Consider the following 24,272-nt stretch of genomic DNA (forward strand, 5'->3'; position numbering starts at 1 on the left):
GCCGAAGACCGCCGCCCGCCGGAAAGCCGGCGCCGCCTAACCTTCCCCTTTTCGCGTCGGAGTTCCCGCGGCCGCGCGGCCGCGGATCGGGGAGAAAACCCCGGCAAGCCGGAGCGTCCGTCCCGTGGTCCGCTTCTTGCAATTTTTTCCATCCGCAAATGCGTGATCCGATCGACTCCGACGAGACGCCCCGGTATGGCGCATAACGTCGCCCCCGGCGGAGCTCCCCGGTGCCGGCGACCGCGCCAAAGGAAGCTCGACCAGATCAAGCGGTCGATGGTGCGCCGGACGTTTCCCGCCCTGGGGAAACTCTCGGTCGGGCTCGCGTCGCGGTGGGCGGAGCGGCTCTTCCGGACCCCGCCCCGGTCGGCCCGGCTCGTGGCGGAGTCGCGGGCGCTCGAGCGGGGCGAGCGGATCTCCTTTTCCGATCGCGGACGCCGGATCGCCGCCTGGAGGTGGGGTTCGGCCGAGCGCACGATCCTCCTCGTCCACGGCTGGGGAGGGCATGCGGGACGCCTCTCGAAATTCGTCGACCCGCTCCTCGACGCGGGCTTCTCCGTGGTCGCGATCGACGCCCCGGCCCACGGCGAGTCCGGGGGGCGGCAGACGGGACTCCCGGACATCGCCCGCTGCATCGTCGCCGCCGAGGAGAGCGCGGGGCCGTTCGCCGGCGCGATCGCGCACTCGGCGGGCGCCGCCGCCTGCGTCCTCGCGATCCGCGGGGGACTCGCTCTCCGGCGGGCGGTGCTGCTCGCCCCGACGACCAATCCCGAGGAATTCTCCTGGCGGTTCGCTCGCGCGCTCCGGATCCCTCCGGACGTCCGCGAGAAGATGAAGGAGCGTCTGGCGGCGCAGCACGGGTGGCAGTGGCCCGACCTCCGCCTCGTCGCATGCGTGCCGGATCGCCCGCTCCCGCTCCTCATCTTTCACGACGAACGCGATCACGCGGTTCCTCTCCGCGACGGGGAAATGATCGTGCGCGTCTGGAGAGGCGCGACGATCGTGCGGACCCGCGGCCTCGGCCATCACAAGATCCTGAGGGATCCCGCGGTCATCGCGAGCTCGGTCGCGTTCCTCGCCGCGGAGGACCGGCTGGCGTCGCTTCCCGCCGGCGCGTGACGTCGTCGTCGCCCGGAGCCATCCGGAGGGGCATTCCACCGTTCGCGGGATTCGCGTGCTCCGGGAAACGCCGGTGCGCCCGCGGCTCGGATCTTGCAGCCTCGAATTCCGGGACGATGTCGTCCCACCATCGGGCGTGGAGCCCGGAAAGGAGCGACATGAAGGAAAAAAATCGAGACGAGAGATCTCGCACCAGCGGAGGAAGCAACAGCGGCAGCCCGAACCGTTCCGGCGAAGCGAGCCGGACCGGGGAATCGAGCCGTTCGGGCCGCAGCGAGCAGTCGACATCGGGCCGCGAGTCCTCTTCGGGCTCGCCGGATCAGGGCTCATCGAGCTCGAAGAAGAAATAGCGGCGACGACAGGGCGGGCCTTCGGGCCCGCCCTTCATCCATCGAAGGAAGGAAGGAAGGAGACCCCGATGAGAACCGAAGACCGGACCCGACGAAGCGTCAGCGAAGAACCCGGCGGCCCCGACCTGACCGGGAAGGAAAAGCAGGACTACGTGGAGCAGGTCGAGGAGTTCGAAGGCCCGGACCGCCGCGAAAAGCGAGGCTCCGACGAGGAGACGGCCCGGGAGCCGGGCGTCGCGCGCTCCTGAGCCCCGGCGTCCCTTTCGAGCCCTCCTAGCCCGCCGCCGAGTGGAGGCTCTCGTGCCTTCGCTCGATCGCGTGCCGGAGCGTTTCCCTCCGGTCCGTCGTGAGTTTCCCCTCGAGATCTCCCAGCACGTCGCGTTCCTCTTCCCGGATGTGCTGCTCGACGTTCTCCCGCAACACGGCGAACACGACGTCGAACCGGCGGTTACCCACCCCGAGGCCCTGGAGCTCGGCGAGGAGGCGCTCGACGATCCGGTGGCTCTCGCCGGCCGCGCTCTCGATCCCGGCCTCCCGCGCGGCGGGGTAGAGCACCTCTTCCTCGAGTCGCTGGTGCGCCTCGATCTCGCCGCGGATCTCGTCGAACAGCATTCGTTTGTCCCGGTGGCTTCGCGGTCCGAGCTCCTCGAAACGGTCGATGAGCGCGCGCACCCGGTCGTGATCCGCGCGGAGAATGGCGAACGGCGTCATGGGGAGCGGGGGACTCCTTCTATCGGCGAAGGGACGCGACCTCGCGGTCGAATCCGGGCAGGATGGCCCGGATGAAGGCGTTCTCGATCGCCTTGCCGATGATCTGCCAGACGCTCTCCCGGGGATTGTCGATCCGCCCCGACAGATCCACGACCGTCGCGACGTCCTTCTTCTTCCTGTTCTCGAGGATCTTCGAAACGCCCGAGACGACCGCTTCGTAGACCTTCTTGCCGAGCGATTTCTTCTCGCCCGGCGCGCCGATCTTCAGGTCGGCGAAGAGCGGCTTCATGTAGCCGGTGAGCGCGCCTTTCCGGACGTGGAGCTCGCTGTAGAACGAGAAGTCCCCCTTCGCGACGTCGAACTTGCCGTAGGCGCGCAGGATGTCGTTCATGGCGGTCATGTCGGTGTGCTCGATCGCCGCGATGAGGTCGAAGTCGGGACCCGCATCCTCGGGGCGGAACGCGGCGGTCGCGTGCGATGCGCCGCTTCCCATGAACCGGCCGGTCAGCGTCGCTTTCGCCGGCCCCTGGCTGAAGTGGTTGGACAGGTTCGACACGTCGACGTTCGTGTTCGAGAGGAACGCGCGGTACGGCGGATTGTGGGCCTTGTTCACGAGGCCGATCTCTCCGTCGCGGATCCGGAGCTTCTGCATCCGGAGCAGCACCGCGGGTTTGTTCGTGACGTTCGACGCCGCCTTCTCGACGGCGGCTTTCTTCGAGTGCTCGTTGCCCGCCGTCGCGGTCGAGTGCACGACGTCGAGCTTCAGCCCCTGGAGGAGCAGATCGTGGACGTCGACGAGCTCCGTCTTCGGGGCATATTCGATCTCGCCGGAGGAGGAGAGCGTTCCTCCCTTGACGACGATGTTCGAGCGCTCGACGATGGGGCGGAAGCGGTCGATCGGAACGTCCCGGATGTCGTACGTGGTGTGGACCCCCGGGAACGGCTCCGAGAGGAAGTCCGCGTGGCCGTCGAGGACCGCACGTCCGCGGTCGAAGATCACCGCCTCCGCGTGGAAGGGGGAGGGGTACACGTGCGCCCGGGAATGGATGTTCCGAATGTTCTCCGCCCGCGCGTTCAGGTGCGCGATGTGAAGCGGACGGCCCGGATCCTCGTCGACGTAGACCACGTCGGCGTCGTTGATACGGAGAAGGTTGATCTTGAGCGGGTAGATCGCTTCGACCGCCTGCTGCCATCCCTCCTCCCGCGCGGGCAACGGGCCCTTCACCTCCGCCCGGAGCTGGGGAAGGTCGACGTGGATGCGGGGCTGGTCGAGCCGGAAGTCCGCGACGACGTGCCCGGTCAGAAGCTCGCGCCATTCGACGCTGGCGTGCAGGGTGGGGATCGTCAGCACGGGGGTCTCCGGGTGCGCGTTCTGACGCACGGTGAGCCCGTGGAGGGTCACCGACATCCCGACCAGCTGGAAATGAAGCCCGGGCAGCCGGACGGAATATCCCTTCAGGCTCTCGTTCATCTTCGCTTCCATGTGGCGGCGCATCGGGGCGTCGACGAAGAACGACGCGACGACCAGGACGATCAGGAGAACGAGGATCGCCGCGAGCACCCACCGGACCGCCCGGGGGACCGCGAGCAGCGCGGTTCGGAGCCCCGATTTCCGGGCTCTTGAACGGGACGGCGGCGGCGCCTCGGGGCGCGCTCGGCTCATGCGGGAAAACGGGCGCAAGGCCCGTGCCACCGCAGTTCCGGAAAGATGGCGCGATTCGTGCGATGGACGGCCTGCGAATGGCCGTTTTCTCCGACGGAAAGGCGCGGGACCCGGAGGCCCGGGGACGGCTGGATGTCAGCGTCTCTTGGGGCACGATCTTCAAGCTGCTCGCGGCGGCCCTGCTCGTCTGGGCGGTGCTCCGCCTGGCGGGGCCGTTCCTCCTGTTCCTCATCTCGCTGCTCCTCGCGGTGACGCTCAATCCCCTCGCGGCGAGGCTCGAGAAGCGCGGCCTCTCGCACGGCGTCGCGGTCGGACTGCTCGCCGCCGCCATGGTCGCGGCGATCGCGCTGTTCGCGTGGCTCGTGATCCCGCCGCTGACGGATCAGGTGCTGCTGCTCCAGAACGACCTCGCGACGCGCCGCGCCGCGATCCAGAAGCGCCTCACCGGGATCCATCCTCTCGTCGCGACGATCGTGATGCAGATCCTCGAGCTGCCGCGTTCGCCCGAGGTCGCCGCGTCGCTCAAGCGCCCGCTTGCCTGGGGGCGGGTCGCCGTGGTGACCGGCACGGCGACCATCCTCGTTCTCGTTCTGACGCTGTACCTGGTCCTGGACGGGCGCCGCTTCTACGCGTGGCTCCTCGCGTACGTGCCGCGCCGATTCCGCCGGCGCATGGCGGTGACGGTTTCCGAGGTCTCGGAGGTGGTCATCGCCTACGTGCAGGGGCAGCTCTTCACGTCGATCGTGTACGGTCTCTACGCGTTCGCGGCCCTCACGATCTTCCGGGTGCCGGCGGCGGTTCCCCTCGCGATCCTGGCGGCGTTCTGCGACGTGATTCCGGTCCTCGGAGTGGTGGTCTCGACCGTGCCGGCGGTGCTCCTCGCGCTCACGGTGTCTCCGATCGCCGCCGCGGCGGTCCTCGCCCTGTATATCCTCTACCACGTGATCGAGAACTACGTCCTGATCCCGAGGGTGTACGGCAAGCGCCTGCGTCTCTCGGGGCTCGCCGTCCTGATCGCCCTCGTCGTCGGAGGGACGCTGCAGGGGATCCTCGGAGCGGTGCTCATCCTTCCGCTCGTCGCGGCGTATCCGATCGTCGAGCGGATCTGGCTGCACGAGTACCTGAGCGACGAGGTCTTGACCGACCACTCGGCGCTCCAGGAAGCGGCGGAGAACGGCTCGGATGCGGCCGTCGACCGCGTGCTCCGCGGCCAGGAGCTTCCGGACCCGGAGGCGCGGTGAAGCCGGCGGCCCGCCGCGTCAAGGAGCCCCTCCCGCCGATGCTCGCGACCCTCGTCGACGCGCCGTTCCGCCGCGCGGGGTGGGTCAACGAGGAGAAATACGACGGCTACCGTGCGCTCGCGTACAAGCGGGGCGCGCGGGTGAGGATCTATTCGCGGAACGCGATCGACCGCACGGCGGATTTCGCCGAGATCGCCGCCGCGCTCGCGAAGCTCGACGGGGACTTCGTCCTCGACGGCGAGATCGTCGCGTTCGACGAGGAGGGCGTTTCGCGGTTCCAGCGGCTGCAGCGCCGCGAGCTCGGCGAGAAGGTCGCCCTCGTCTACGCGATCTTCGACTGCCTGGAGGCGGGAGGGGAGTCGCTCCTCCCCCGGCCGCTCTCGGAGCGCCGGCGGAGGCTCGAGAAGATCGTCCCGACGCGGAGCCGCGTGCTCCGCCGCTCTCGCCGGCTCGCCGCCGACGGCCTCGCGGCGTTCCGGGAGGCGCGGGAGCGCGGCTGGGAGGGGATCGTCAGCAAGAGCGAGGCGTCCGTCTACGAGCCCGGCTCGCGCTCGAGGAACTGGCTCAAGGTGAAGGTCCGGAAGGAGTCGGAATTCGTGATCGGCGGGTGGACGGAGCCCGGCGGGAGCCGCGTCCATTTCGGCGCGCTGCTCGTGGGCCTCTTCGACGGGGACCGGCTCCGGTATGCCGGCAAGGTCGGGACGGGGTACTCGCAAGCGATCCTGGCGGACGTGTCGAAGCGGTTCCGGCCGTCGGACGTGTGTCCGTTTCGCGCGCGTCCGAAGGAGAAGGGCGCCCACTGGGTGAAGCCCGAGCTCGTCGCGCAGATCGGCTTCACCGAGTGGACCGAGGACGGGAAGCTGCGCCACCCGACGTTCCTCGGCCTGCGCTCGGACAAACCCGCGCGGGATCTTCGCTGGAGCGAGCGTGAAACGTAGCGGGGGACGCGCGGAAGCGATGGTGGGGGGAGTCCGGATCACGCATCCGGACAAGGTGTGGTGGCCCGACGACGGCATCACGAAAGGGGACGTCGCGGCGTTCTACGACCGCATCTCGCCGGCCCTCCTTCCGTGGTTGAAGGACCGGCCCCTGACGGCCGAGCGCTGCCCGGAGGGGATGGCGGGCCCCTGCTTCTTCCAGAAGAATTTTCCCGCCGACGGCGGCTTCCCGACGGTCCCGATCCGGGCGGAGAGCACGGGCAAAATCGTGCATTATGTCGTCGGCGGGACGAAGAAGGCGCTCCTCTCGCTCGTCAACCTCGGGTGCATCGCGATCCACGTGATGAACTGCCGCAAGGACGATCTCGATCGACCGGACTGGCTCGCGTTCGACCTCGATCCTTCCTCCGGAACCTTCGCCGACGCGGCCCGCGCCGGACGGCTGCTGAAGGAGGTCCTCGACGAAGAAGGGATCCGTTCCTATCCGAAGACTTCCGGCAGCCGCGGCCTCCACGTCTTCGTCCCCCTCGCCGCGGGAGCGGCGCAGGACGCGACGCGCGCCTTCGCGGCGGAGATCGGCCGCCGCCTCGCCGAGCGGAAGCCGGCGCTCGTCACCGTCGAGATGTCGAAGGCGCGGCGCGGCAAGCGGGTGTTCGCCGACTCGCTGCGGAACGCCTTCGGCCAGACGATCGTCCCGCCCTACTCCGTGCGGCGCCGGCCGAAGGCGCCCGTTTCCGCGCCGCTCGACTGGAGCGAGGTCGATCCGAAGCTCGATCCGGCCGTGTTCGCGCTTCGCACGTTCGAGAAGCGGCTCGCGTCGGCCGATCCCTGGAAGTCGTTCTGGAGATCGCGGCAGAAGCTGCCGCGCGGATGACCGCCGCGGGAGCGCGCTCCGGCGACGCAGGGGCGACGGGACGCGAGGGACGCATTTCGACCAGCCAAGGACGATTCGTGAAAGACGGTTCCCGGTTCCGGGCCCCGTCGCGCAAGAATAAAGCCGCGGGGGGCGGACCCCCCGCGGCTCCGCACCCGCCCGGCAGAACCGGGCGGCCGCGTCAACCCGGCTCCGCTAACGTCCTTCCACCTGCAGGTTGTTGTCCACGCGGACGACTCCGTCCACGGAACGTGCCACTTCGCCCGCCATTCGCCGTTCTTCTTCGCTGCGGACCTTTCCGGCGAGCGTCACGATGCCGTCGGTCGAGTTGACCTCGACGTTGGTCAGCGTCGAGAGCCGCACGTCGGCGGCGAGCTTCGCCTTGACGGAGGCCTTGATCGCGGAGTCGTCGACCTGGCGGTGCGGCGACGAAGTCGTCTTGCACGCGGCGAGGCCGACGAGCAGCAGCAGAGCGGCGAGAGCGGTGGGTACCCGGTGCGTCTTTGTCATGAGAACTCCTTCTTCACTTCTCCGGGAACCCGAACGAACCGGAGATTCCGGTTCCGCTCGTTCCCGCGACACGGCCAATGCAGGGGTTGTGCCATGGCCCGTCCCTTGCTCCGCGGGCACTCCCTGAATGTCCGGAAGATTTCGAAAGAGCCGCCGAGCCGTCGTGTGGGCCCTCGCGATCCTCGTCGCGTTGCTCGCGGTTCTCGTCGCTACGCCTTCCTTCGTCGTCCGCCGCGGCCTGCTGCTTCGCTGGATGAGCGCGAAGCCGGAGAAACTCCGCCTGACGTACGCCTCGGCGTCCGCGCCGTGGCCCGGAAAGATCGAGGTCACCGGGCTCGAGCTCCGGGGAAGCGATCCGAACGTCCAGTGGTGGTTTCGCATGGAGCGGGCGGAGATCCGATACTCGATCCTCGATCTTCTCGCACGGAAGTTCCACGCAACGTCCGTCCGCGCGAGCGGTCTCCGGTTCCGGCTGCGGCAGCGTCTCCCGGCGGCGCATGCGGCCGCCGCCGACCGCGCTCCGCTCCCGCCCATTCCCGGGTTCGGCGAGGTCCCGGTCAAAGGCGGGCCGCCGTTCTTCCCCCCTCCCGAGGAGCCCGGTCACTACTGGCAGGTGCAGATCGACGACCTCGACGCGCCGGGCCGGGAGATCTGGTTCGACGCGTACCGCTACGAAGGCGACGTCCGGGTCGCGGGGGCGTTCTTCCTGTGGCCGCAGAAGCGGGCGAACGTCGGGCCCGCCCGCGTCGAATTCGGGGGGGGGACGGTGCAGGTCGGCCGGAACGTAGCCGCCCGCTCTTTCCGCGCGACGGTCGCCGGGAAGATCGCACCTTTCGATCCGCGCGCGGTCCGGGGAAACGAGGTGTATCGCTTCGTGTCCGGAAAGGCGCGCGCGAGCGGGGAGATGCCCGGGGTTGCCTTCCTCGACTACTACCTTCGCGATTCTCCCGAGCCGCGCCTGTCGGGAGGCAAGGGAAAGATCGAAGGGAATCTGGAGCTTCGCAACGGGCGGGGGAGCCTTTCCGCCACGCTCGCCGCCGACGGCGCCCGGGCCGCATACCGCAAGAGAACGTTGTCCGGCGCCGCGGTCGTGCGCCTTCGCATGGACGACTGGCGTCCGGGAGAGGCGGAAGGAGCGCTCCACGGAACCACCATCGAGCTCGCCGACATCTCGACTTCGCCGGGCGCGGGGGAGGCGGCGCGGTCGCCCGGCGAGGGCGCGAAAGGGTCGCCCGGCAAGGGCGCGAAAGGTTCGCCCGGCGAGGGCGAAAAACGCTCGACGGGACCGGACGAGGGCCGGTGGTGGGGAAAGTTCGAGATCGGCCCCGGGAAGCTCCGGTCCACCGACAAGGGGCTGCAGCTGTCGGGAAAGGTCGCCGCGCGATGCCGCGATGCGCGCCCGCTCTATACGCTCTTCGGGGTCGGCCTGCCGAAGTGGGCACAGGAAATCTTCCGCCTGAAGGACTTCCGAGCCGCGGCGGCGGTCGTCCTCGGTCCGCAGCTCGTCGAGGTGAGACGTCTCGTCGCGAGCGGCGGGAAGTTCACGGTCGCGGGCGACTACCGCAAGAGCGGGCGAACGACCGAGGGCGCCTTTCTCGTCTCGGCGGGATCGCTCGCCGTCGGGATCGACGTCGCCGGCGGCCGACCCTCCCTCAAGGTCGCCGACGCGAAGTCCTGGTTCGAGGGGCGGAGAGCGGCGCGATGAGGATGCGGTCGTCGACGACGATCGCGTAACCGCACTCTCCTCCCCCACGGCACGACGCGTGCGGATGGTGGATCTCGATCCGGTGCCACAGTTCCCCGAAGCGGCGCCGCTCGACGGCGACGATAGAGCGCGGCTCTCCGCATCCGGAACAGGGCTCGAGAGGAAATTCCTCGCGCATCGGAAGCGGGCCGATGCAAGGGGCCCGCCGCGGCGTGGAACGATTCTTGCGATTCCGGTCCGGCGATGGAGTTCGCCCGTTCGACGAAGACGCCGGTCCCTGGGCCGCGCCCTCTCCCCGGCGTCCGGGTCTCCCGGCGGGAGTCGACCGGGCACGGGGAAAGCCGCGGCGTACCGCGGGAGAGCGCTCGAAAGCGAGATTCGAGCCCTTCATGGTTTCGTATAATGCCTTCTCAGGGAAGACGTTCGAGCCGACCGGACGCGTCTTGCGCGCGAGAGGGAGCGCCCAGCGGCACCACGCGGGGCGCGGGAAGAAGGGAAAGGTAATCAGCAGGAAATGAGCACCGCCGAGAAGCGAAACGTGCTGGTCACCGGCGGCGCCGGATTCATCGGAAGCCACGTCGCCGCGGCGTATCTTCGGGACGGGCACCGGGTCGTCGTCGTCGACGACCTCTCGACCGGCTCCCGGGAGCGCGTGCCCGAGGGCGCGCGGTTCGTGGAAGACGATCTCTCGACGATGAACCTCGCCGCGCTGCTCCGCGACGAGAAGATCTCCGTCGTCAATCACCATGCCGCCCAGATCGACCTCCGCGCGTCGGTCCGCGATCCTGTCCGGGACGCGCGGATCAACGTCATCGGATCGCTGAAAGTCTTCGAGGCGTGCCGGGAAGCGGGCGCGCGGCGGGTCATCTTCTCGTCGACGGGAGGAGCGATCTACGGCGAGCCCGAAGGGGAAAAGGCCGACGAGAGCCATCCGACGAACCCCGTCTCTCCGTACGGCGTCGCGAAGCTCTCGGTCGAGAAGTACCTGCACTTCTACCGCGTCGAGCACGGCTTCCAGACGATCGTCTTCCGCTACGCCAACGTCTACGGCCCCGGCCAGAACGGGAAAGGGGAGGCAGGCGTCGTCGCGATCTTCGCCGAGAAGATGCTGCGCGGCGAGGCGCCCCGGATCCACGGCGACGGCGGACAGACCCGCGATTACGTCTTCGTCCTCGACTGCGTGGAGGCGAACCGCCGCGCCGTCGACTCGGCGGCGAGCGGCGTGTGGAACGTCGGGACCGGAGTCGAGACCTCGGTCAACCGGATGGAGGCGCTGATCCGGAAGTGGATCCCCGAAGCCCCTCCGCCGGTCCACGACGCGGCGGCTCCGGGGGAGCAGCGGCGGAGCGTCCTCGACGGACGGAAGCTGATGCGCGACTTCGGAATCCCGGGATACACCCCTCTGGAAAAGGGGCTGGAAACGACGATCTCGTGGTTCCGACGTCCCGGGAGCCTCGTTCGGAATCCGGAGCACCTGGCCGCTCCGCGGCTCGCCGAATAGACGCCCCGGGGGCCGAGGAGTCGGAAGAACGACTGTCGGGCCGGCGTCAGGCCTCCGACGTCGCCCCGACGAAGTCTTCCTGCGCCACGTCGGCGACGACCGCGGATGCCGCCGCCTCCGGCATCAGCCGCAGCGTCTGCTCGTCCTTCGGGAGGATCTCGTCGTTCCAGCAGAGCTCGCGGGTCCCCAGGAGGATGCGGTCGACGCATTCGGCGCCCATCTGCACCGCGTGATCCATGTTCCCGATCTCGTACTTCCACGCGCCGAAACGCCCGCGCGAATGGATGTTCCTCGCCTCGAGCCACGGCTGGATCACGGAGAGGCCGGCGTCGCGGTCGAGAGAGGGAATCGGGTACGTGTAGTCGCGGACGATCAGGTGCGTGTCGACGATGTCGCGCCGGTCCGCGGGGGAGAGGAGACGGCTCGCGACCATCCCGTCGATCACCTCGTCGACGACCGTGTCGAGGTTCACCGGCTTGTACGGCGAGCGCGAAACCTCCGCGAGCAGCGAATAGTGCGTCGAGGCGTCCGGCACGACCTCCGGCGAGTAGTTCGAGAGGTACGTGACGCGGTAGAACGGCGACGAGGATTCCGGGAAATACATCCAGCACTTCTTCGATGGACACGGCTGGCGCACGCCGACCCCGACGATCGCACTCCCCGAATGGAGGAGATCTCCGGTCGCCCGGCGAACCTCCGGGGGAGCCTCGGCGATTCCTTCGACGAGGCGGTCGAGCGGGATCGTCGAGACGAGCTCGTCGTAGTCGACTTCCTTCCCGGTGTCGAGCGTGACGCGCTTGCGCCGGGCATCGATCGAGATGACCGAAGCGCCGTACCGGATCTTCCCGCGCAGGGTCGCCGCGATCCGGGTGAACAGGCCCCCCGTCCCGCCGTGGAGCGGGTACTTGAACGTGTTGTTCGGCCCCCACGAGACGTCGTCGCGGTCGAGGATCACGTTTCCCAGGACGCGCTCGATGTCGACGACCGGAACGCGCTCGCCGATCCAGCGGGTGCCGAGCATCCGGGGCGGGTGCGCCCAGACCTTGAAGTTATAGGGCATCATGAAGTGCTTCGCGATGCCGGCGCCGAAGACGCCATGGATCAGATCCTCGAAGTTGTCGTACGGAGATTGCCCGGCTCGGTTCGCCTCGATCAGGCCCAGCACGCATTCGAGGACGGCTTCCTTCGGGAGGTACTTGATGTTGTTCTGGAAAGGATACGGGAGGAAGCGGTCCATGATCCAGATCCAGCTCTCGCGCTCGAGCTCCTGGTATCCGTCGCCGAGCATCCGGTCGAAGAGCTCGTCGAAATAGCGGAAGTGCGAGAAGAGGACGTGCCCGCCGATGTCGTAGACGAACCCGTTCCGGCTGGTTTCGCTCGATGCGAGCCCGCCGGGCGTGGCCCGCGCCTCGAGCACTTCGAAGTCGTCGTGGCCGAGCTCCTTCAGCCGGTAGGCGGCGGCGAGCCCCGCCGGTCCCGCGCCGAGGATGAGGATCCGGCTCATGCGCTCACCGTCTCGCTCGCGGTGCCGTCTCCGGCCGCCGGCGCGGCCGCGCGCACGAGCGACTCCATCTTCGCGATCGTCTGCTCCCAGGAGGACCGCCGGGCGACGTCGCAGCCGCGCTCGGGGTCGATCGCGCGGCCCTCCAGGATCTCCCGCGCCCGGGCCGCGAACTGGCCGCGGTCGGAGATGTGCACCGTGTCGCCGAAGTTCCGCACGACGTCCCGGATGGGCGTCGAAAGCACCGGCCGGGCGGAGGCGAGATACTCGAGAGTTTTCGTCGGATTGATGAACTGGCTCGCCTCGTTCATCGCGAACGGCATGAGGCAGATCTGGAATCCCGCGATATAGGACGGGAGGTCCGCGTAATCGCGCGGACCGAGATAGTGGAGGTTCGCCGCGCGCGGAAGCGACGCGGGATCGACCTTCACGACGGGTCCGACGAACACGAGCGACCAGTCGGGATTCTCGCGCGAGAGCGCGCCGATCAGCGGGTAGTCGAGCCGCTCGTCGATGACTCCGACGTAACCGAGCCGGGGCGCCGGAATCCCGCGGAGGTCAGCGGCGACGTCGGCCTCTCCCGCCGCGCGGTGGAAGTGGTCGAAATCGACGCCGCATCCGAAGAAATGGACGTTGTCGTGGAGCCGGCTCTTGGCGCGGTAGAGCTCGTAGCCGCCCGTGAAGACGACGTCGGCGAGGGCGAGGAGCTCCTTCTCGCGCTCGGCGAGCTGGCGCGGTGCGAAAGCGAACTGCGTGAGCTCGTCCATGCAGTCGTAGACGACCGCGATCGGATCGTCGAACGCGTCGAGCTGCGGGGTGAGCTGGGGGCTGTAGAACCAGTGGACCGCGCGATCGAATCCCGCCGGCCGCTCCTTTCGGAGGAGGCGAACGACCTCCCGCTCCCGCTCGAGGCTTCCGGTTTCGTCCGGGCTCGCCTCCGGAAGATGGGGTTGGACGACGAGGACGTTCGGCCACGGCTCGGACACGACGAGACGGGGAGGGCCGTCGGCGGCGACCACGGGCTCTTCGATGAAGAGAACCGGATGATGGAGCGCGAGTCTCGAATGGATCTGCTGAGGGCGCTGCCAGACGAAAGACCAGCGGAGGTGCGAGTGGACGACGAGCGGGAAGTCTCCGGGAACGAGAGGAGGACCGGCCGGTTGGGTGTCCACACTTCGTCCGTGCTCTGTCGAGCGCTCTCTCATTGCGATGCCACCTTTCCGCTTCGGGGGAAGCCGAATTGATTTTTTAGACGAGCCGCCTCGCGGCTCCGTCACCCCGAACGAAGCAATCGACGTACCAAGGGAAGCGTGGCAAATGCGGAAAAGAAACGGGTAGAGGTCGTCGCGGGATCAGCGATTCGGACGTATAATCGAGGCCGCGCGAAGGGGGCGCGCCAACCTGATCAGTTCGGCGCCCCCTTCGCGGGTGTTCTGGTAGGCCGTCTGCCCGCCCCCTTGCAAAACGCATTCCTGACTGTCGGATGGAAGATCGAGCCGTGCGGGGCCGCCCGATCGATCCCGGCGCCGCGGCTCGGGCCGCGACGCCGGGGTGGGCGAGTTGGAGCGTCAGACGACGCTGCGGCGTCCGGTGAAAAGATGAACGATGACGGAGATGACGGCGAGCACGAGCAGGAGGTGAATGAGCCCTCCAACGTGAAACGCCACGAGTCCGAGCAACCATGCGACAAACAGGATGATTCCGATCGTGAGAAGCATGCGCGCCCTCCTTTCGCGAGGGGTATCAGCAAGGGTCGTGCCCCGGTTCCGAAAGCCGGGATAAGTCGCGGCGCCACAGACTCCTGACGCGCCCCCGGGGAGGACGGCTCGCACCTTGCACAGGCAGGACGTGATGAGCGCGAAGAGACATGCGGAGCCGGAGGAGCTCCGCAACGGACCCGACCGGGTCGACATCGAGGAGGCGCCTCCCGAACAGATCCGCGAGCGGGAAGACGTTCGGGAAGCGCTCCGACAGACCGCGAGCGAGGGAAGAACCCGGCCGGTCCCCCACACCGGCGACAAGATCTTCTTCGGGATCTCGGCCGCTGCGGCCCTTCTTCTCGCGGTCTTCTATCTCGGGCTCGTTCGCGAGATCGACCTGCTGGACCCCGTCAACTCGCCTCTCCTCCGGCGGGGGACCCTCGCCGCGCTCCTCATCGCCGCCGTCCTCATCTTCAACCGCGCCACGTCGGTGTTCGTCGTCTCGCGGATCGAGAGCGCGGTCTCGAAATACAACCTGAAGCGGGTCCTCCGGCTCGTTGCGGGCATGTTGATCGTCTCGATCGCTTTCACCGTGCTGTTCGTGAACTGGCGCACGACCCTCGCTTCCCTCGGCCTCATCTCGCTCGTCCTCGGACTGGCGCTGCAGGCGCCGCTCACCAGCTTCTTCGGCTGGGTGTACATCCTCGCGAAGTCGCCGTACCACGTCGGCGATCGCATCGAGATCGACGATGCCGTCGGGGACGTGATCGACGTCGGCTACCTCGACACGACCCTCTGGGAAGTCGGAGGGAAGTACATCTCGGGAGACCATCCGAGCGGCCGCATCGTCAAATTCCCGAACTCGAAGGTCCTGAACACGACGATCTTCAACTACTCGTGGCCGCTCTTTCCCTACATCTGGAACGAGGTCAAGTTCCAGGTCGCCTACACGGCCGATTTCGAGTTCATCGCGCGGACTCTCGAGGAGGAGGCCCAGAAGGAGATCGGCTCCAAGATGCTGAAGCGGATCGAGGTGTTCCGTGAACTCCTGTCGCGCACGCCGGTCGATCAGCTGAACGTCAAAGAACGGCCGGCCGTCTTCTTCCGCGTCAACGTCAACACCTGGATCGACGCGCGCGTTCGCTACCTCGTCTCCCCGCGGAACGCCGGAACCGTCAAGACCCGGCTCACGAAAGCGCTCCTCAAGAAGGTACAGGAAAACCCGGATAAGTTCCGCGTTCCGAACGACAACAACCGCTGAGCCCCATTGTGGCCCGGGCCTTGCACCACGAAGCCCCGTATCGCTCCTGAAGTTTTTCGAAACCGGCCACGGTTTCGACGGCCCCGAGAACCCCAAAATTCTCGGGGCCTTTTTACGCGTCGCGGGGGGCTCGCGGACCGGAGCCGGCTCGACAAGCGCCGCGTCAGCGGCGATTGAGCGCGAGGACCGCCACCGCCGCCAGTCCCGTGACCGCCAGCAGCTTCCACCCCGCGCGGCTCTTCCGGATCGCGCCGCCGTGAACGGGGGAGCGGCGCTGGCGAATCATCTCCGCTCCCGTGCCGATCGCGAGCGCGAGGAGCTTCGGCGCCTGCCGGCGCAATCGACGGCGCATCGCGAGCTCGAGTCCCGTCGCGATGCCGAGGGCGAGGAGCCGCGGCGCCTGGCGTCGGGCCTGCCCCTTCATCTCTCCGGCGATTTCCGACCAGTCGATCGCGTGCGACATCAACCTCTCTCGATCCCGAGGAAGAATCCCATCAGAATTCCCGCCGCGAGCCCGGCTCCGAGGGCCGCGCCCGGATTCTCCCGCGCGAACCGCTGAAGATCACCCGAGGTCCGGTTCCACCGATCCGCGAGATCATCGAGGGGACTCGGCTCCGGCCGGCAGGCCTCGATGAACTGCGCGCCCCTTGCGACCTCCTCGCCGAACGGTTCCAAGCATAGCGCCATCGTCGTCCTCACTTTCGTGAAAAAGGCAAAGCAACGCATGAGCCAATTGCATCGACTGGCAGGGACCTTGCACGGTCATGTTTGAGCGGATTTCTGCCAGGCCCTGACAAAAAGGGTTGACATCGTCCTGCCCGATCGGGCAGTCTCCCTGCAGCGATTTAACGGTTTTCCCTTCGGAGGAATCGCTGCAACTCGGACCTGCCGCCTGGAATTCTCCCGAACGGTGAGCCTCGGTTAAACGGCGAACGCCTTTCGCCACTGCCCACGGAGGACCGATGCTTCCTCGTCAACCCGAACCGTGCTCTTCGTCTGTCCGGCCGCGCCTGGGGATTCTCGTCGGCGCGCTGCTCTTCTTTCTCGCGTTCGCCGGCAGCGCGCGGGCCCTCGAGTTCTACGCCTCCCCCTCGGGTTCGTCCTCCGGAGACGGCAGCATCTCGCGTCCGTGGGACCTGACGACCGCGCTCAAGCAGCCGTCGGCGTTGAAGCCCGGCGACACGCTGTGGCTCCGGGGCGGCCGGTACTACGGTCCGTTCGTGAGCTATCTCACCGGAACGTCGTCGGCGCCCATCACCGTCCGGCAGTATCCCGGCGAGCGGGCGACGCTCGACGGCGTGAACGCCGGAGGGCACACGATCCTGCAGGTGAGCGGCGCCTACACCCGCTACTGGGGATTCGAGATCATGAGCTCCAACACGAATCGGACGTCGTCGTCGGTGTCGGGCTCGGCGGTCACGACGATGCAGACGCCGGGGCATCCGGGGTTGAAGTTCATCAACCTCGTGATCCACGACACGCTCGGCAACGGCTTCTGGATCGACGCGACCGACATGGAGATGAACGGGTGCATCGTGTACTACAACGGATGGTCGGCGTCGGATCGGGGCCACGGCCACGGGATCTACGCCCAGAACAACACGGGCACGAAGCGCTTCATCGACAACATCATCTTCCAGCAGTTCGACAAGGGCATCCAGTTCTTCGGCGGCACGGCGGCCCCGATCAACAACATGGACACCGAGGGAAACACGGTCTTCCAGAACGGCTACATCGACAGCACGGAGTCCAACAACATCGAGATCGGCGGCGGCTTGATCGCGCAGAACCCCGTGTTCAAGAACAACTATTCGTATTACTCGAACATCGGGAAGGAAGACATCGGCGGCTACAACACGGCGGGAACGTCGAACCTGGTCTACGAGAACAACTACGACTCGGCCGACAACGACTGGCCGACGCAGTTCACCGGACTCAACGGGTACACGATCACCGGGAACGTTTTCCATGGCCACAGCGGCGGATTCTCGACCAGCGCGTATCCGTCGAACACGTTCTACCTCGGCAGCCCGCCGCCGAATCCCCCGAACCAGGTCTTCGTCCGGCCGAACGCATGGGAGCCGGGACGCGCGAACATCACGTCCTACAACTGGGCCCACAACGCGACGGTCTATCCGGACGTCAGCGCGGTCCTGAAGGTCGGCGACGTCTACGAGGTTCGAAACGCCCAGAACTTCTACGGCCCGCCCGTCGCGACCGGCACCTATGCGGGGGGAAGGATTCCGGTGCCGACCACCGGCCTGCCCTCGGCGCCGCCGATCGGCTGGTCGACGCCGGCGGCGACCGGCCCCGAGTTCAATGCCTACGTGCTCCTGCGAAAGTCCGGCTCGACCACGACCACGACGGGGAGCGCGCCGGACCCGCATTTCTCGATCAAGCCGAACCCGGCTCCGGTCAACACGGCCGTGCAGTTCCTCGACACGACGTTGAACAAGCCGACCTCCTGGACGTGGGCGTTCGGCGACGGCGCGACCTCGACGTCGCAGAACCCGACCCACACCTACACGGGCAAGGGCACGTTCACGGTCCGATTGACCGTCAAGAACGCTTACGGATCGGCGAGCACGACGAACACGATTTCGATCTACTGATCCGCGGCGGGGGCCGCTCGTCTTCCCGCGCGGCCGCCCTCCCGGGCGGCCGCGGCTTTTTCGTCGTAGACTCGTGCGCCATGAAGCGACTTCGCATGGGTCTCCTCGCCGCCGCCGCCCTGGCCGCGGGGTGCGCCAGCGTCGTCCCGGGCTCGGAAAAGGTCGTTCTCACCCGCGACGAGAAAGCGGTCGCGGGATGCAAGGAGCTCGGGACCGTCAACGTCTGGCTTTCCTTCAGCTTTGCCGATGCCCGCCACCAGCTCCGGAACCGGGCGCTCGCGCTGAAGGGAGACGTCGTTCTCGTCAGCTCTCCTTTCGGCGAGAGCTCGGGAACGGCCTATTCCTGTGCCGAGAAGAAGCCCTGACCCGCGGCGACGCATGACGATCGTCACGCCCGCTTCGTTTGCGCCGACGCGGGGAGAGGCAGGGGCCTTCATGTTCCGGACGAATCCGATCCGATGAAACGCACGACGTTCGTCTGGACCTGTCCAGCGTGCAGCGAGCTCGTGTCGACCGAGCTCTCCACCGCGGACGATGCGAGTCTCGTGTGCAGCGCGTGCGGGAAGCGATTCGGCGACGAAGAGGCGGAAGCGCCCGCGGAGTCCCGCACCGGCACGGAGCAGCCGGCGGGCTGAGGCGGGATCAGGGGAGCGCGTCGATCGCGACGATCAGCTCGTCCGGGTCGATCGGCTTCGCGACGAAACCCGAGGCCCCCGAGGCGAGGGCCGCGGCCTTCGATTTCACGTCGCCCGACACGACGAGCACCGGAATGTGGCGAAGGCGCGGATCGGAACCCTGCCGCTCCCGGAACTGCCATCCGTCCATGACGGGAAGGCGCATGTCGAGGAGGATCGCGGTCGGAACAGGGTGGGTATCGAGGAACGACAGCGCGGCTTCGCCGTTCTCGACGCCCACGGCCTCGTCTCCCGTCAGCTGAATGAGGGCGCAGAACGCGTCCCGCGACGCGGGGTCGTCCTCGACGACGAGAAATCTCCGGGGAGCGGACGGCCGCTGTTCGGCGATTCGGGACAAGGTGAGAATGTCGCAAGCAAATCCGGGGCCAGAGACGCGCCCCGCGGGGCTTGCGGAGGGCACCCGGCTTGCAGCGCCCTTCACGGCCCGCGCGCCTCACGCGGCAAGGGAGGTGTTGCATGAAAAAGTGGGTGATCACGGTTCTGGCCGCGGGCGCCATGGCCGCCGCTCCGGCGGTCCGCGCGCAAGGCACGCGCCCGGTCCAGTTCGGTCTGAGCGGCGGCGCGGACTTCCCGGTGGCGGACCAGAGCGACGTCTACAAGACGGGATGGAACGGCACCGCGCTCGTCACGTTCAATTTCGGGAATTCACCGGTCGGACTTCGGCTCGACGGGTCGTACCACGAGCTGAAGACGAAGAACGAGCTCGAGGCGTTCTTCGCCGGATCGGGCAAGACCCGGATCATCGACGGGACTTTCGACATCGTCGCCGGGCCGAAGAACATGACCGTCGAGCCGTACTTCATCGGCGGGGGAGGCGCCTACGATCTGCGGTTCGAGGGGCAGGACATCACGACCGGCAACGCGTTCTCCCACAGCACGACGCGGTTCGGGTGGAACGTCGGCGGCGGCATCGCGTTCCCGCTGCAGGCGGGCGGAAGCTCGCGGATGTTCATCGAGGCCCGGTACACGAGCATCTCCGTCGACGTCGACACGTTCTCCAACAGCGTTCACACCGGCGGGACCCGGTTTGCGTTCGTGCCGGTGAATATCGGGATCGTGTTCTAGAGGCGCGGATCATACGCGCCGCTATACGGGATCCGACGGACCCTGCCGGCGGACCCGTCTTTCGACGCGTCTGACCGCGCCTTGGCGTCATCGTCGATGGTCGGAGGGAAACCCGCAAGGACAGAGCCGGTCGCGAGTACGGTCGATCATTTCCGATGGTTCTCGTGTGTGAGGGGAGAAAAATCGCCGTGCTAGAATCCCGCCTCCGCCGCGTCCCCATAGTCTAGCGGTCAGGACACCGCCCTTTCACGGCGGGGACACGGGTTCGATTCCCGTTGGGGACGCCAGTTCGCCCTTCTCCTGAACCTTTTGCGCGATGACGTAACGGCGCTGCGTCGGCCCGTGCTCCTCCTGACTCAGAACCCGAAAAGGCAGGCCGCGAAGGAGCCTTTCCACGTCGGCGGCGGAATACGCAAACATCGCGGAGGGCTCGTCGTCCAGCGGCCCGTGGGGCGAACGAACCCGATCCACCGTCGCCCAGATACCCTTCGCCTCTCGAGGGTTCGGCCAGAAGAAATCGAAGTGAAGGAGCCCGCCCGGTTTCAGGAGCGGCGCCACAAAGCTCAGCACGCGTCTCCCCGTTTCGAAGTTCTGGTGGATCCAGAAGAATCGGCTGACGAGAGTATCGACCGAGCCGGCGAATCGAGCCAGTTCCCCGGTCTGGTTCGGGTGAAGGTAAACGGCGTTCGGCGGGGAGACCAGCCGGGCGATGCCGAGAGCGAGCGGACTGCAATCGATCCCGAGGTAGCTGCGCGCATAGCAGGCGACGAGTTTTCCCAGATTCCCGCAGCCGCAGCCGAACTCGACCACGCTCTTGCCGCGGATCGCGGATCCCGAAGCGTAGAACAGCAGCGTCGCCCAGCCATCGAGGGAGACATCGATCATCCGGAGCGGATCCTCCGGAAGCTCGGGACGGTTCGGATACGCGGTGTAGGGCCGGAGCTGTTCCGAATGTTCGTGGAGAAGGTAGCGGAGCCACTCCCGGTCCCAGCGCTCGATCTCGGGCTCCGAGGAAAACGGCGTGAGCGACGGCGGCGCGCCGGGAGACGCCGGAGGCACGTCCATTCGGCCGCAGCGTAGCATGCCCGTGAAGGCCCGGGGTTGCGATCGACGGGTCGGCCGCGTAATTCCCCGACCGCATCTCCCCTCATGAAGAAGTCCCGGCGACGCGCCCGGAAAAAGTTCTAAGCTCGCTCCATTCCGTGGGAGGACACCGATGATTCGAAGATCGATGATTCCGATCCTGGCGCTGTCGATCGCGACCGCCGTGAGCGCCGCCGAGTCCCCGAAGCCGTTCTTCGTTCTCCGGGACGCCGGAAACGGAGTCTGGGCCGCGATCGCGATTCCGGGGATGCACGCCGGCGGGAACGCGGGATTCGTCGTGGGCACGGATGCCGTGGCCGTCGTCGACACGTTCGGAAAGCCGGAGGCGGCGGAGCAGCTCCTCGCCGCGATCCGGGAAAAGACGAACGTTCCGATCCGGTTCGTCATCGACACGCACTACCACGCCGATCACATCGCGGGGAACGGCGTCTTCGCGCAGGCGGGCGCCGTCGTGATGGCGCAGCGGAACGTCCGCGCCTGGGCGCGGACCGAGAACAAGCGCATCCTCTTCCCGCCCGTGACGGAAGAGGAGCTCCGCTCGATCGCGGGGCTGACGCTGCCCTCGCTCGTCTACGGCGACGGCCTCGAGCTCGATCTCGGCGGCCGGCGCGTCGTCGTGCGCGTGATGCCCGGCCACACCGGGGGCGACTCCGTCGTCGTGGTGCCGGATTCGAAGGTCGTCTTCACGGGCGACCTCTTCTGGGATCACTCGCTGCCGAACCTGGTCGACGCGGATACCGCAAGGCAGATCGCGACCCTCGACACTCTGGCCCGCGACTATCCCGATTCGGCGTTCGTTCCGGGGCACGGGCGTTTCCTCGACCGTCCCGAGCTCGACTCGTGGAAACTCGCCCGCGCTTCCGACGTGATGGCGCTGCGGGACTACCTCTCCGGCCTCCGGCAGGCCGTGAAGGAAGCCCGGGACGCCGGAAAGTCGGGAGCGGCGCTCCGGGAGGACGTCCTGCCGAAGATCCGCGCGCGGTGGGGCGACTGGTTCGCCTTCGACTTCTTCGCTCCGAAGAACATCGAGCAGACCGAGGCGGAGCTCGCGGGAGCGAAGGAGCGGCCGAAGCCGGCGGATTGACGTGGAGGCCTTATGATCCTTGCCGCTTGACGCTGCTCAGGGCGTGCGGGATCGCGAAAGGAGACGAGAATGGCATACGGCATCGTGCATTTTTTTCCCGGTGGAACGAAGGAGCAGTACGAGGCGTCTCTCGGAGCGGTGCACCCCGACCGGAACGTGCTGCCGAAAGGTCAGATCTTCCATGCCGCGGGACCGTCCGCGGGCGGCTGGACGATCGTCGCGATCCACGACACGCGGGAGAGCTGGGAGCGATTCCGGGACGACATCCTCGGCCCGCGCCTGCAGAAGGGCGTTCCGGGCGGTTTCACGACCCCGCCGCAGGAGCAGTCCTTCGAGATCCACAACCTGCAGCGATAGCGGTTCGAGATCCGGTCCGGGGAAGGGAGCGTTCCCGCGAACCTTCCCCACGGGAAGAGAAGAGATGTCGCGGAGCGGCGGATGACGGGCCCAACCTGCTAAAATCCACCGCCCCGAGTCGGTAGCTCAGTCGGTAGAGCAACGGCCTTTTAAGCCGTGGGTCCCGGGTTCGAGCCCCGGCCGACTCACCACCTCATGGTTCGCGTCGCCCTGGCGGGGTTTCCGATCGCGGCGGGGGTCGCCGCCGGAAAGAGCGAGAGGCCGCCGGCGTCCCGGGAAGATCCGTTGCAGAGCGGCGTACGATGACTCCCGACGGCGACGGATGACCCGCGGCCGCAGGAGCGACCCGACTCCGCCGGTCGGCTTCACGCGGCCGGCGTCGGCAGTCGGTTCCAGAACTCCCCGTCCGCGCGGAAGATGGTCTCCTCGCGGCGGGGACCCGTCGAGACGGCGACCGCGCTCGCCCCGCAGAGCAGCTCGAGGAATTTGACGTATTCCTTCGCGTGCGGCGGGAGGTCGTCGAAATTCGTGATGCCCGTCGTGTCCTTCTTCCAGCCCGGGCAGTGGGTGTAGAGCGGCTCCAGGGCCTCGATGTCCTCGACGTCGGACGGGAGCTCGAGGACCCGCTGGCCGTGGAGCTTGTAGCCGACGCAGACGGGAATCTCGGGGAGCGTGTCGAGCACGTCGAGCTTCGTGACGGCCATGAAGTGCGCCCCCGACAGCTCGACGCCGCTTCGCGCGACGACCGCGTCGAACCAGCCCGTTCGCCGCGGACGGCCGGTGCTCGTGCCGTACTCGTTCCCGCGCTTGCGCAGGAATTCGCCCGTCTCGTCGGAGAGCTCGGTCGGGAACGGGCCGGCGCCCACGCGCGTCGTGTAGGCCTTGAGGACCACGAGCGAGGCCGAGAGAGACTGCGGGGGGATGCGGAGCCCGGCCGCGAGCCCGGCGCTCGAGCACGTCGAGGAGGTGACGTACGGATACGTGCCGGCGCAGAGGTCGAGCATGGCGCCGTGCGCGCCCTCGGCCAGGAGCGATTTGCCGCTCTTGAGATGTCCGCGGGCGCGCGCGCCCGTGTCGTCGAGGAGCGGAAGGAGGCGTTTCGATTGCTCGCGGAGGCGGGCGAAGACCTCGGATGCCGGCGGAGGAGCGCCGGTGCCGAGGGCGGCCGCCACGCCGCCGATCTCTCTCGCGAGTCGCTCGACCTTCGGCAGGAGGGTGCCGGGGTGCCGCAGAGCGCCCGTGCGGATCCCCGTCCGGGCGGCCCGCGTCTCGTAGGCGGGGCCGATCCCGCGGAGGGTCGTTCCGATCTTTCCGTCTCCCGCCGCGCTCTCGCGGGCGGCGTCGAGGAAGCGGTGATACGGCAGGATCAGGTGGGCCCGGTCGGAGATCCGGAGATGCCGCTCGACCTCGATGCCGGCGGCCTGCACCGCGTCGATCTCCTCGAAGAGGGCGTCGGGATCGAGCACGACGCCGTCGCCGATCCACGACTCGCGTCCCCGGATGATGCCCGCGGGAAGGAGGTGGAGCGCGAAGTGCCGGTCGCCGAACTTGACCGTGTGGCCGGCGTTGTGGCCGCCATGGTAGCGGGCGACCGCGTCGAAACGGTCCGAGAGGAGGTCGACCAGCTTTCCCTTTCCCTCGTCGCCCCACTGGCCGCCGAGAACGGCGAGCGTCTGGATACGTTCGTTCTGCACGCGGTTTCGAAGTATCGCACGGTTCACGGCCGGCGGACTATCATCGGGGCATGCGCCGAATCCGACTGACGGGCGAAGGGCTGACCCTCGCGGACCTGGAGGCGATCGCGGCCCGGGAGGCGCACGTCTCCCTTTCGCCGGCGTCGCGCCGGAAGATCGCCGCGTCGCGGAAGATCGTCGATCGACTCGCCCGCCGCGGGACGGTCGCGTACGGCATCACCACGGGATTCGGCCGCTTTTCGGACGTCGTCATCCCGAAGGACCGGCTCGCCGAGCTCCAGAAGAACCTCGTTCGAAGCCACGCCGCGGGAGTCGGGGCGCCGCTCTCGCCGCCGTTCGTGCGCGCAATGATCGCCCTGCGCGCGAACACGCTCGCGAAGGGCTTCTCCGGGATCCGGGTTGCGACGGTCGAAGCGCTGCTCGCGATGCTCGCCGCCGACGTGCTGCCGGTCGTCCCGGAGCAGGGCTCCGTCGGCGCGTCGGGAGATCTGGCGCCGCTCGCGCACCTCGCGCTCGGACTGATCGGCGAAGGGGAAGCGTTCCGCCGGGGACGGCGGATGCCGACGGCGGCCGCGCTCCGCGCGGCA

Annotated in this window: 26 protein-coding genes and 2 tRNA genes; 18 read left to right on the top strand and 10 right to left on the bottom strand. The window is 67.9% G+C overall.

The genetic code is table 11. The features are described 5' to 3' along the window. The first annotated feature begins 195 nt into the window (after nt 1-195). Entirely contained in the window at nt 196-1,119 is a 924-nt protein-coding gene (locus VFS34_04305; GenBank protein HET9793664.1) for an alpha/beta fold hydrolase, read from the top strand. 418 nt (nt 1,120-1,537) lie between these two features. After that, on the top strand, nt 1,538-1,717 hold the full coding sequence (locus tag VFS34_04310; GenBank protein ID HET9793665.1) for a hypothetical protein: 180 nt from the start codon (nt 1,538-1,540) through the stop codon (nt 1,715-1,717). A gap of 25 nt (nt 1,718-1,742) precedes the next feature. Here VFS34_04310 and VFS34_04315 read toward each other — a convergent pair whose 3' ends face one another. Both VFS34_04315 and VFS34_04320 read right to left on the bottom strand, forming a co-directional pair. Next, a complete protein-coding gene (locus VFS34_04315) occupies nt 1,743-2,180 on the bottom strand; it encodes a hemerythrin domain-containing protein (GenBank protein HET9793666.1) in 438 nt (145 codons plus the stop codon). A 19-nt stretch (nt 2,181-2,199) separates the two neighbouring features. After that, entirely contained in the window at nt 2,200-3,843 is a 1,644-nt protein-coding gene (locus VFS34_04320; protein HET9793667.1) for a DUF748 domain-containing protein, read from the bottom strand. Between the two features lie 62 nt (nt 3,844-3,905). On the opposite strand from VFS34_04320, the gene VFS34_04325 reads away from it, so the two are divergent. The 3 genes from VFS34_04325 to ligD (VFS34_04335) are packed head-to-tail and all read left to right on the top strand — an operon-like array spanning nt 3,906 to nt 6,896. Further along, the gene (locus VFS34_04325) at nt 3,906-5,084 is read left to right on the top strand and encodes an AI-2E family transporter (GenBank protein HET9793668.1); all 1,179 of its coding nucleotides are present in this window, start codon (nt 3,906-3,908) and stop codon (nt 5,082-5,084) included. Further along, on the top strand, nt 5,081-6,022 hold the full coding sequence (gene ligD, locus VFS34_04330; GenBank protein HET9793669.1) for a non-homologous end-joining DNA ligase: 942 nt from the start codon (nt 5,081-5,083) through the stop codon (nt 6,020-6,022). The genes VFS34_04325 and ligD (VFS34_04330) overlap by 4 nt, the downstream gene beginning before the upstream one ends. Then, nucleotides 6,012-6,896, top strand: coding sequence for a non-homologous end-joining DNA ligase (ligD, locus tag VFS34_04335; GenBank protein HET9793670.1), 885 nt, complete (start codon nt 6,012-6,014; stop codon nt 6,894-6,896). The genes ligD (VFS34_04330) and ligD (VFS34_04335) overlap by 11 nt, the downstream gene beginning before the upstream one ends. A 195-nt stretch (nt 6,897-7,091) precedes the next feature. Here ligD (VFS34_04335) and VFS34_04340 read toward each other — a convergent pair whose 3' ends face one another. Further along, complete coding sequence (locus tag VFS34_04340; protein HET9793671.1) at nt 7,092-7,406, bottom strand: BON domain-containing protein; 315 nt, start codon at nt 7,404-7,406, stop codon at nt 7,092-7,094. Between the two features lie 127 nt (nt 7,407-7,533). On the opposite strand from VFS34_04340, the gene VFS34_04345 reads away from it, so the two are divergent. Both VFS34_04345 and VFS34_04350 read left to right on the top strand, forming a co-directional pair. Further along, on the top strand, nt 7,534-9,111 hold the full coding sequence (locus tag VFS34_04345) for a hypothetical protein (GenBank protein ID HET9793672.1): 1,578 nt from the start codon (nt 7,534-7,536) through the stop codon (nt 9,109-9,111). Nucleotides 9,112-9,625: 514 nt separating this feature from the next. After that, nucleotides 9,626-10,612: an NAD-dependent epimerase/dehydratase family protein gene (locus VFS34_04350; protein HET9793673.1), complete on the top strand. Its 987-nt coding sequence runs from the start codon at nt 9,626-9,628 to the stop codon at nt 10,610-10,612. Nucleotides 10,613-10,658: 46 nt separating this feature from the next. Here VFS34_04350 and VFS34_04355 read toward each other — a convergent pair whose 3' ends face one another. From VFS34_04355 to VFS34_04365, 3 genes are all read right to left on the bottom strand, one after another. Next, nucleotides 10,659-12,116: an FAD-dependent oxidoreductase gene (locus VFS34_04355; protein HET9793674.1), complete on the bottom strand. Its 1,458-nt coding sequence runs from the start codon at nt 12,114-12,116 to the stop codon at nt 10,659-10,661. Further along, nucleotides 12,113-13,285 (bottom strand): glycosyltransferase, encoded by a 1,173-nt coding sequence (locus VFS34_04360; protein HET9793675.1) that lies wholly within the window; start codon nt 13,283-13,285, stop codon nt 12,113-12,115. The genes VFS34_04355 and VFS34_04360 overlap by 4 nt, the downstream gene beginning before the upstream one ends. Nucleotides 13,286-13,681: 396 nt before the next feature. Then, nucleotides 13,682-13,831, bottom strand: coding sequence for a lmo0937 family membrane protein (locus tag VFS34_04365; protein ID HET9793676.1), 150 nt, complete (start codon nt 13,829-13,831; stop codon nt 13,682-13,684). 133 nt (nt 13,832-13,964) lie between these two features. Here VFS34_04365 and VFS34_04370 point away from each other — a divergent pair, with 133 nt between their 5' ends. Beyond that, nucleotides 13,965-15,074, top strand: a complete 1,110-nt coding sequence (locus VFS34_04370; GenBank protein HET9793677.1) for a mechanosensitive ion channel family protein — start codon at nt 13,965-13,967, stop codon at nt 15,072-15,074. 163 nt (nt 15,075-15,237) lie between these two features. Here VFS34_04370 and VFS34_04375 read toward each other — a convergent pair whose 3' ends face one another. Then, nucleotides 15,238-15,537: a hypothetical protein gene (locus VFS34_04375; GenBank protein HET9793678.1), complete on the bottom strand. Its 300-nt coding sequence runs from the start codon at nt 15,535-15,537 to the stop codon at nt 15,238-15,240. Further along, nucleotides 15,537-15,761, bottom strand: a complete 225-nt coding sequence (locus VFS34_04380; protein HET9793679.1) for a hypothetical protein — start codon at nt 15,759-15,761, stop codon at nt 15,537-15,539. The genes VFS34_04375 and VFS34_04380 overlap by 1 nt, the downstream gene beginning before the upstream one ends. Before the next feature lie 275 nt (nt 15,762-16,036). On the opposite strand from VFS34_04380, the gene VFS34_04385 reads away from it, so the two are divergent. The 3 genes from VFS34_04385 to VFS34_04395 all read left to right on the top strand — a co-directional run bounded on the left by VFS34_04385 (nt 16,037) and on the right by VFS34_04395 (nt 18,321). Then, on the top strand, nt 16,037-17,686 hold the full coding sequence (locus VFS34_04385) for a PKD domain-containing protein (protein HET9793680.1): 1,650 nt from the start codon (nt 16,037-16,039) through the stop codon (nt 17,684-17,686). An 80-nt stretch (nt 17,687-17,766) separates the two neighbouring features. Then, nucleotides 17,767-18,051 (top strand): hypothetical protein, encoded by a 285-nt coding sequence (locus VFS34_04390; GenBank protein HET9793681.1) that lies wholly within the window; start codon nt 17,767-17,769, stop codon nt 18,049-18,051. Between the two features lie 93 nt (nt 18,052-18,144). After that, a complete protein-coding gene (locus VFS34_04395) occupies nt 18,145-18,321 on the top strand; it encodes a hypothetical protein (GenBank protein HET9793682.1) in 177 nt (58 codons plus the stop codon). Between the two features lie 7 nt (nt 18,322-18,328). Here the strand turns inward: VFS34_04395 and VFS34_04400 are convergent, their stop codons facing one another. Next, nucleotides 18,329-18,718, bottom strand: coding sequence for a response regulator (locus tag VFS34_04400; protein HET9793683.1), 390 nt, complete (start codon nt 18,716-18,718; stop codon nt 18,329-18,331). 119 nt (nt 18,719-18,837) lie between these two features. On the opposite strand from VFS34_04400, the gene VFS34_04405 reads away from it, so the two are divergent. From VFS34_04405 to VFS34_04430, 6 genes are all read left to right on the top strand, one after another. Further along, the gene (locus tag VFS34_04405) at nt 18,838-19,446 is read left to right on the top strand and encodes an outer membrane beta-barrel protein (GenBank protein ID HET9793684.1); all 609 of its coding nucleotides are present in this window, start codon (nt 18,838-18,840) and stop codon (nt 19,444-19,446) included. A gap of 212 nt (nt 19,447-19,658) precedes the next feature. Next, nucleotides 19,659-19,733, top strand: a tRNA-Glu gene (locus VFS34_04410). Between the two features lie 235 nt (nt 19,734-19,968). Beyond that, nucleotides 19,969-20,526, top strand: a complete 558-nt coding sequence (locus VFS34_04415) for a hypothetical protein (protein HET9793685.1) — start codon at nt 19,969-19,971, stop codon at nt 20,524-20,526. 136 nt (nt 20,527-20,662) lie between these two features. After that, nucleotides 20,663-21,634 (top strand): MBL fold metallo-hydrolase, encoded by a 972-nt coding sequence (locus VFS34_04420; GenBank protein HET9793686.1) that lies wholly within the window; start codon nt 20,663-20,665, stop codon nt 21,632-21,634. 69 nt (nt 21,635-21,703) lie between these two features. Next, a complete protein-coding gene (locus VFS34_04425) occupies nt 21,704-21,991 on the top strand; it encodes a hypothetical protein (GenBank protein HET9793687.1) in 288 nt (95 codons plus the stop codon). A 115-nt stretch (nt 21,992-22,106) separates the two neighbouring features. Further along, nucleotides 22,107-22,182: transfer RNA gene (locus VFS34_04430), tRNA-Lys, on the top strand. A 174-nt stretch (nt 22,183-22,356) separates the two neighbouring features. Here VFS34_04430 and VFS34_04435 read toward each other — a convergent pair. After that, nucleotides 22,357-23,685 carry an adenylosuccinate synthase gene (locus VFS34_04435; protein ID HET9793688.1) on the bottom strand — a complete coding sequence of 443 codons (1,329 nt, stop codon included), beginning with the start codon at nt 23,683-23,685 and terminating at the stop codon, nt 22,357-22,359. Nucleotides 23,686-23,735: 50 nt separating this feature from the next. Between VFS34_04435 and VFS34_04440 the strand changes: the two genes are divergently transcribed. Next, a partial coding sequence (locus tag VFS34_04440; GenBank protein ID HET9793689.1) for an aromatic amino acid lyase occupies nt 23,736-24,272 on the top strand: 537 nt, incomplete at its 3' end.

This window comes from Thermoanaerobaculia bacterium, assembly GCA_035717485.1.
Taxonomy (GTDB): domain Bacteria; phylum Acidobacteriota; class Thermoanaerobaculia; order UBA5066; family DATFVB01; genus DATFVB01.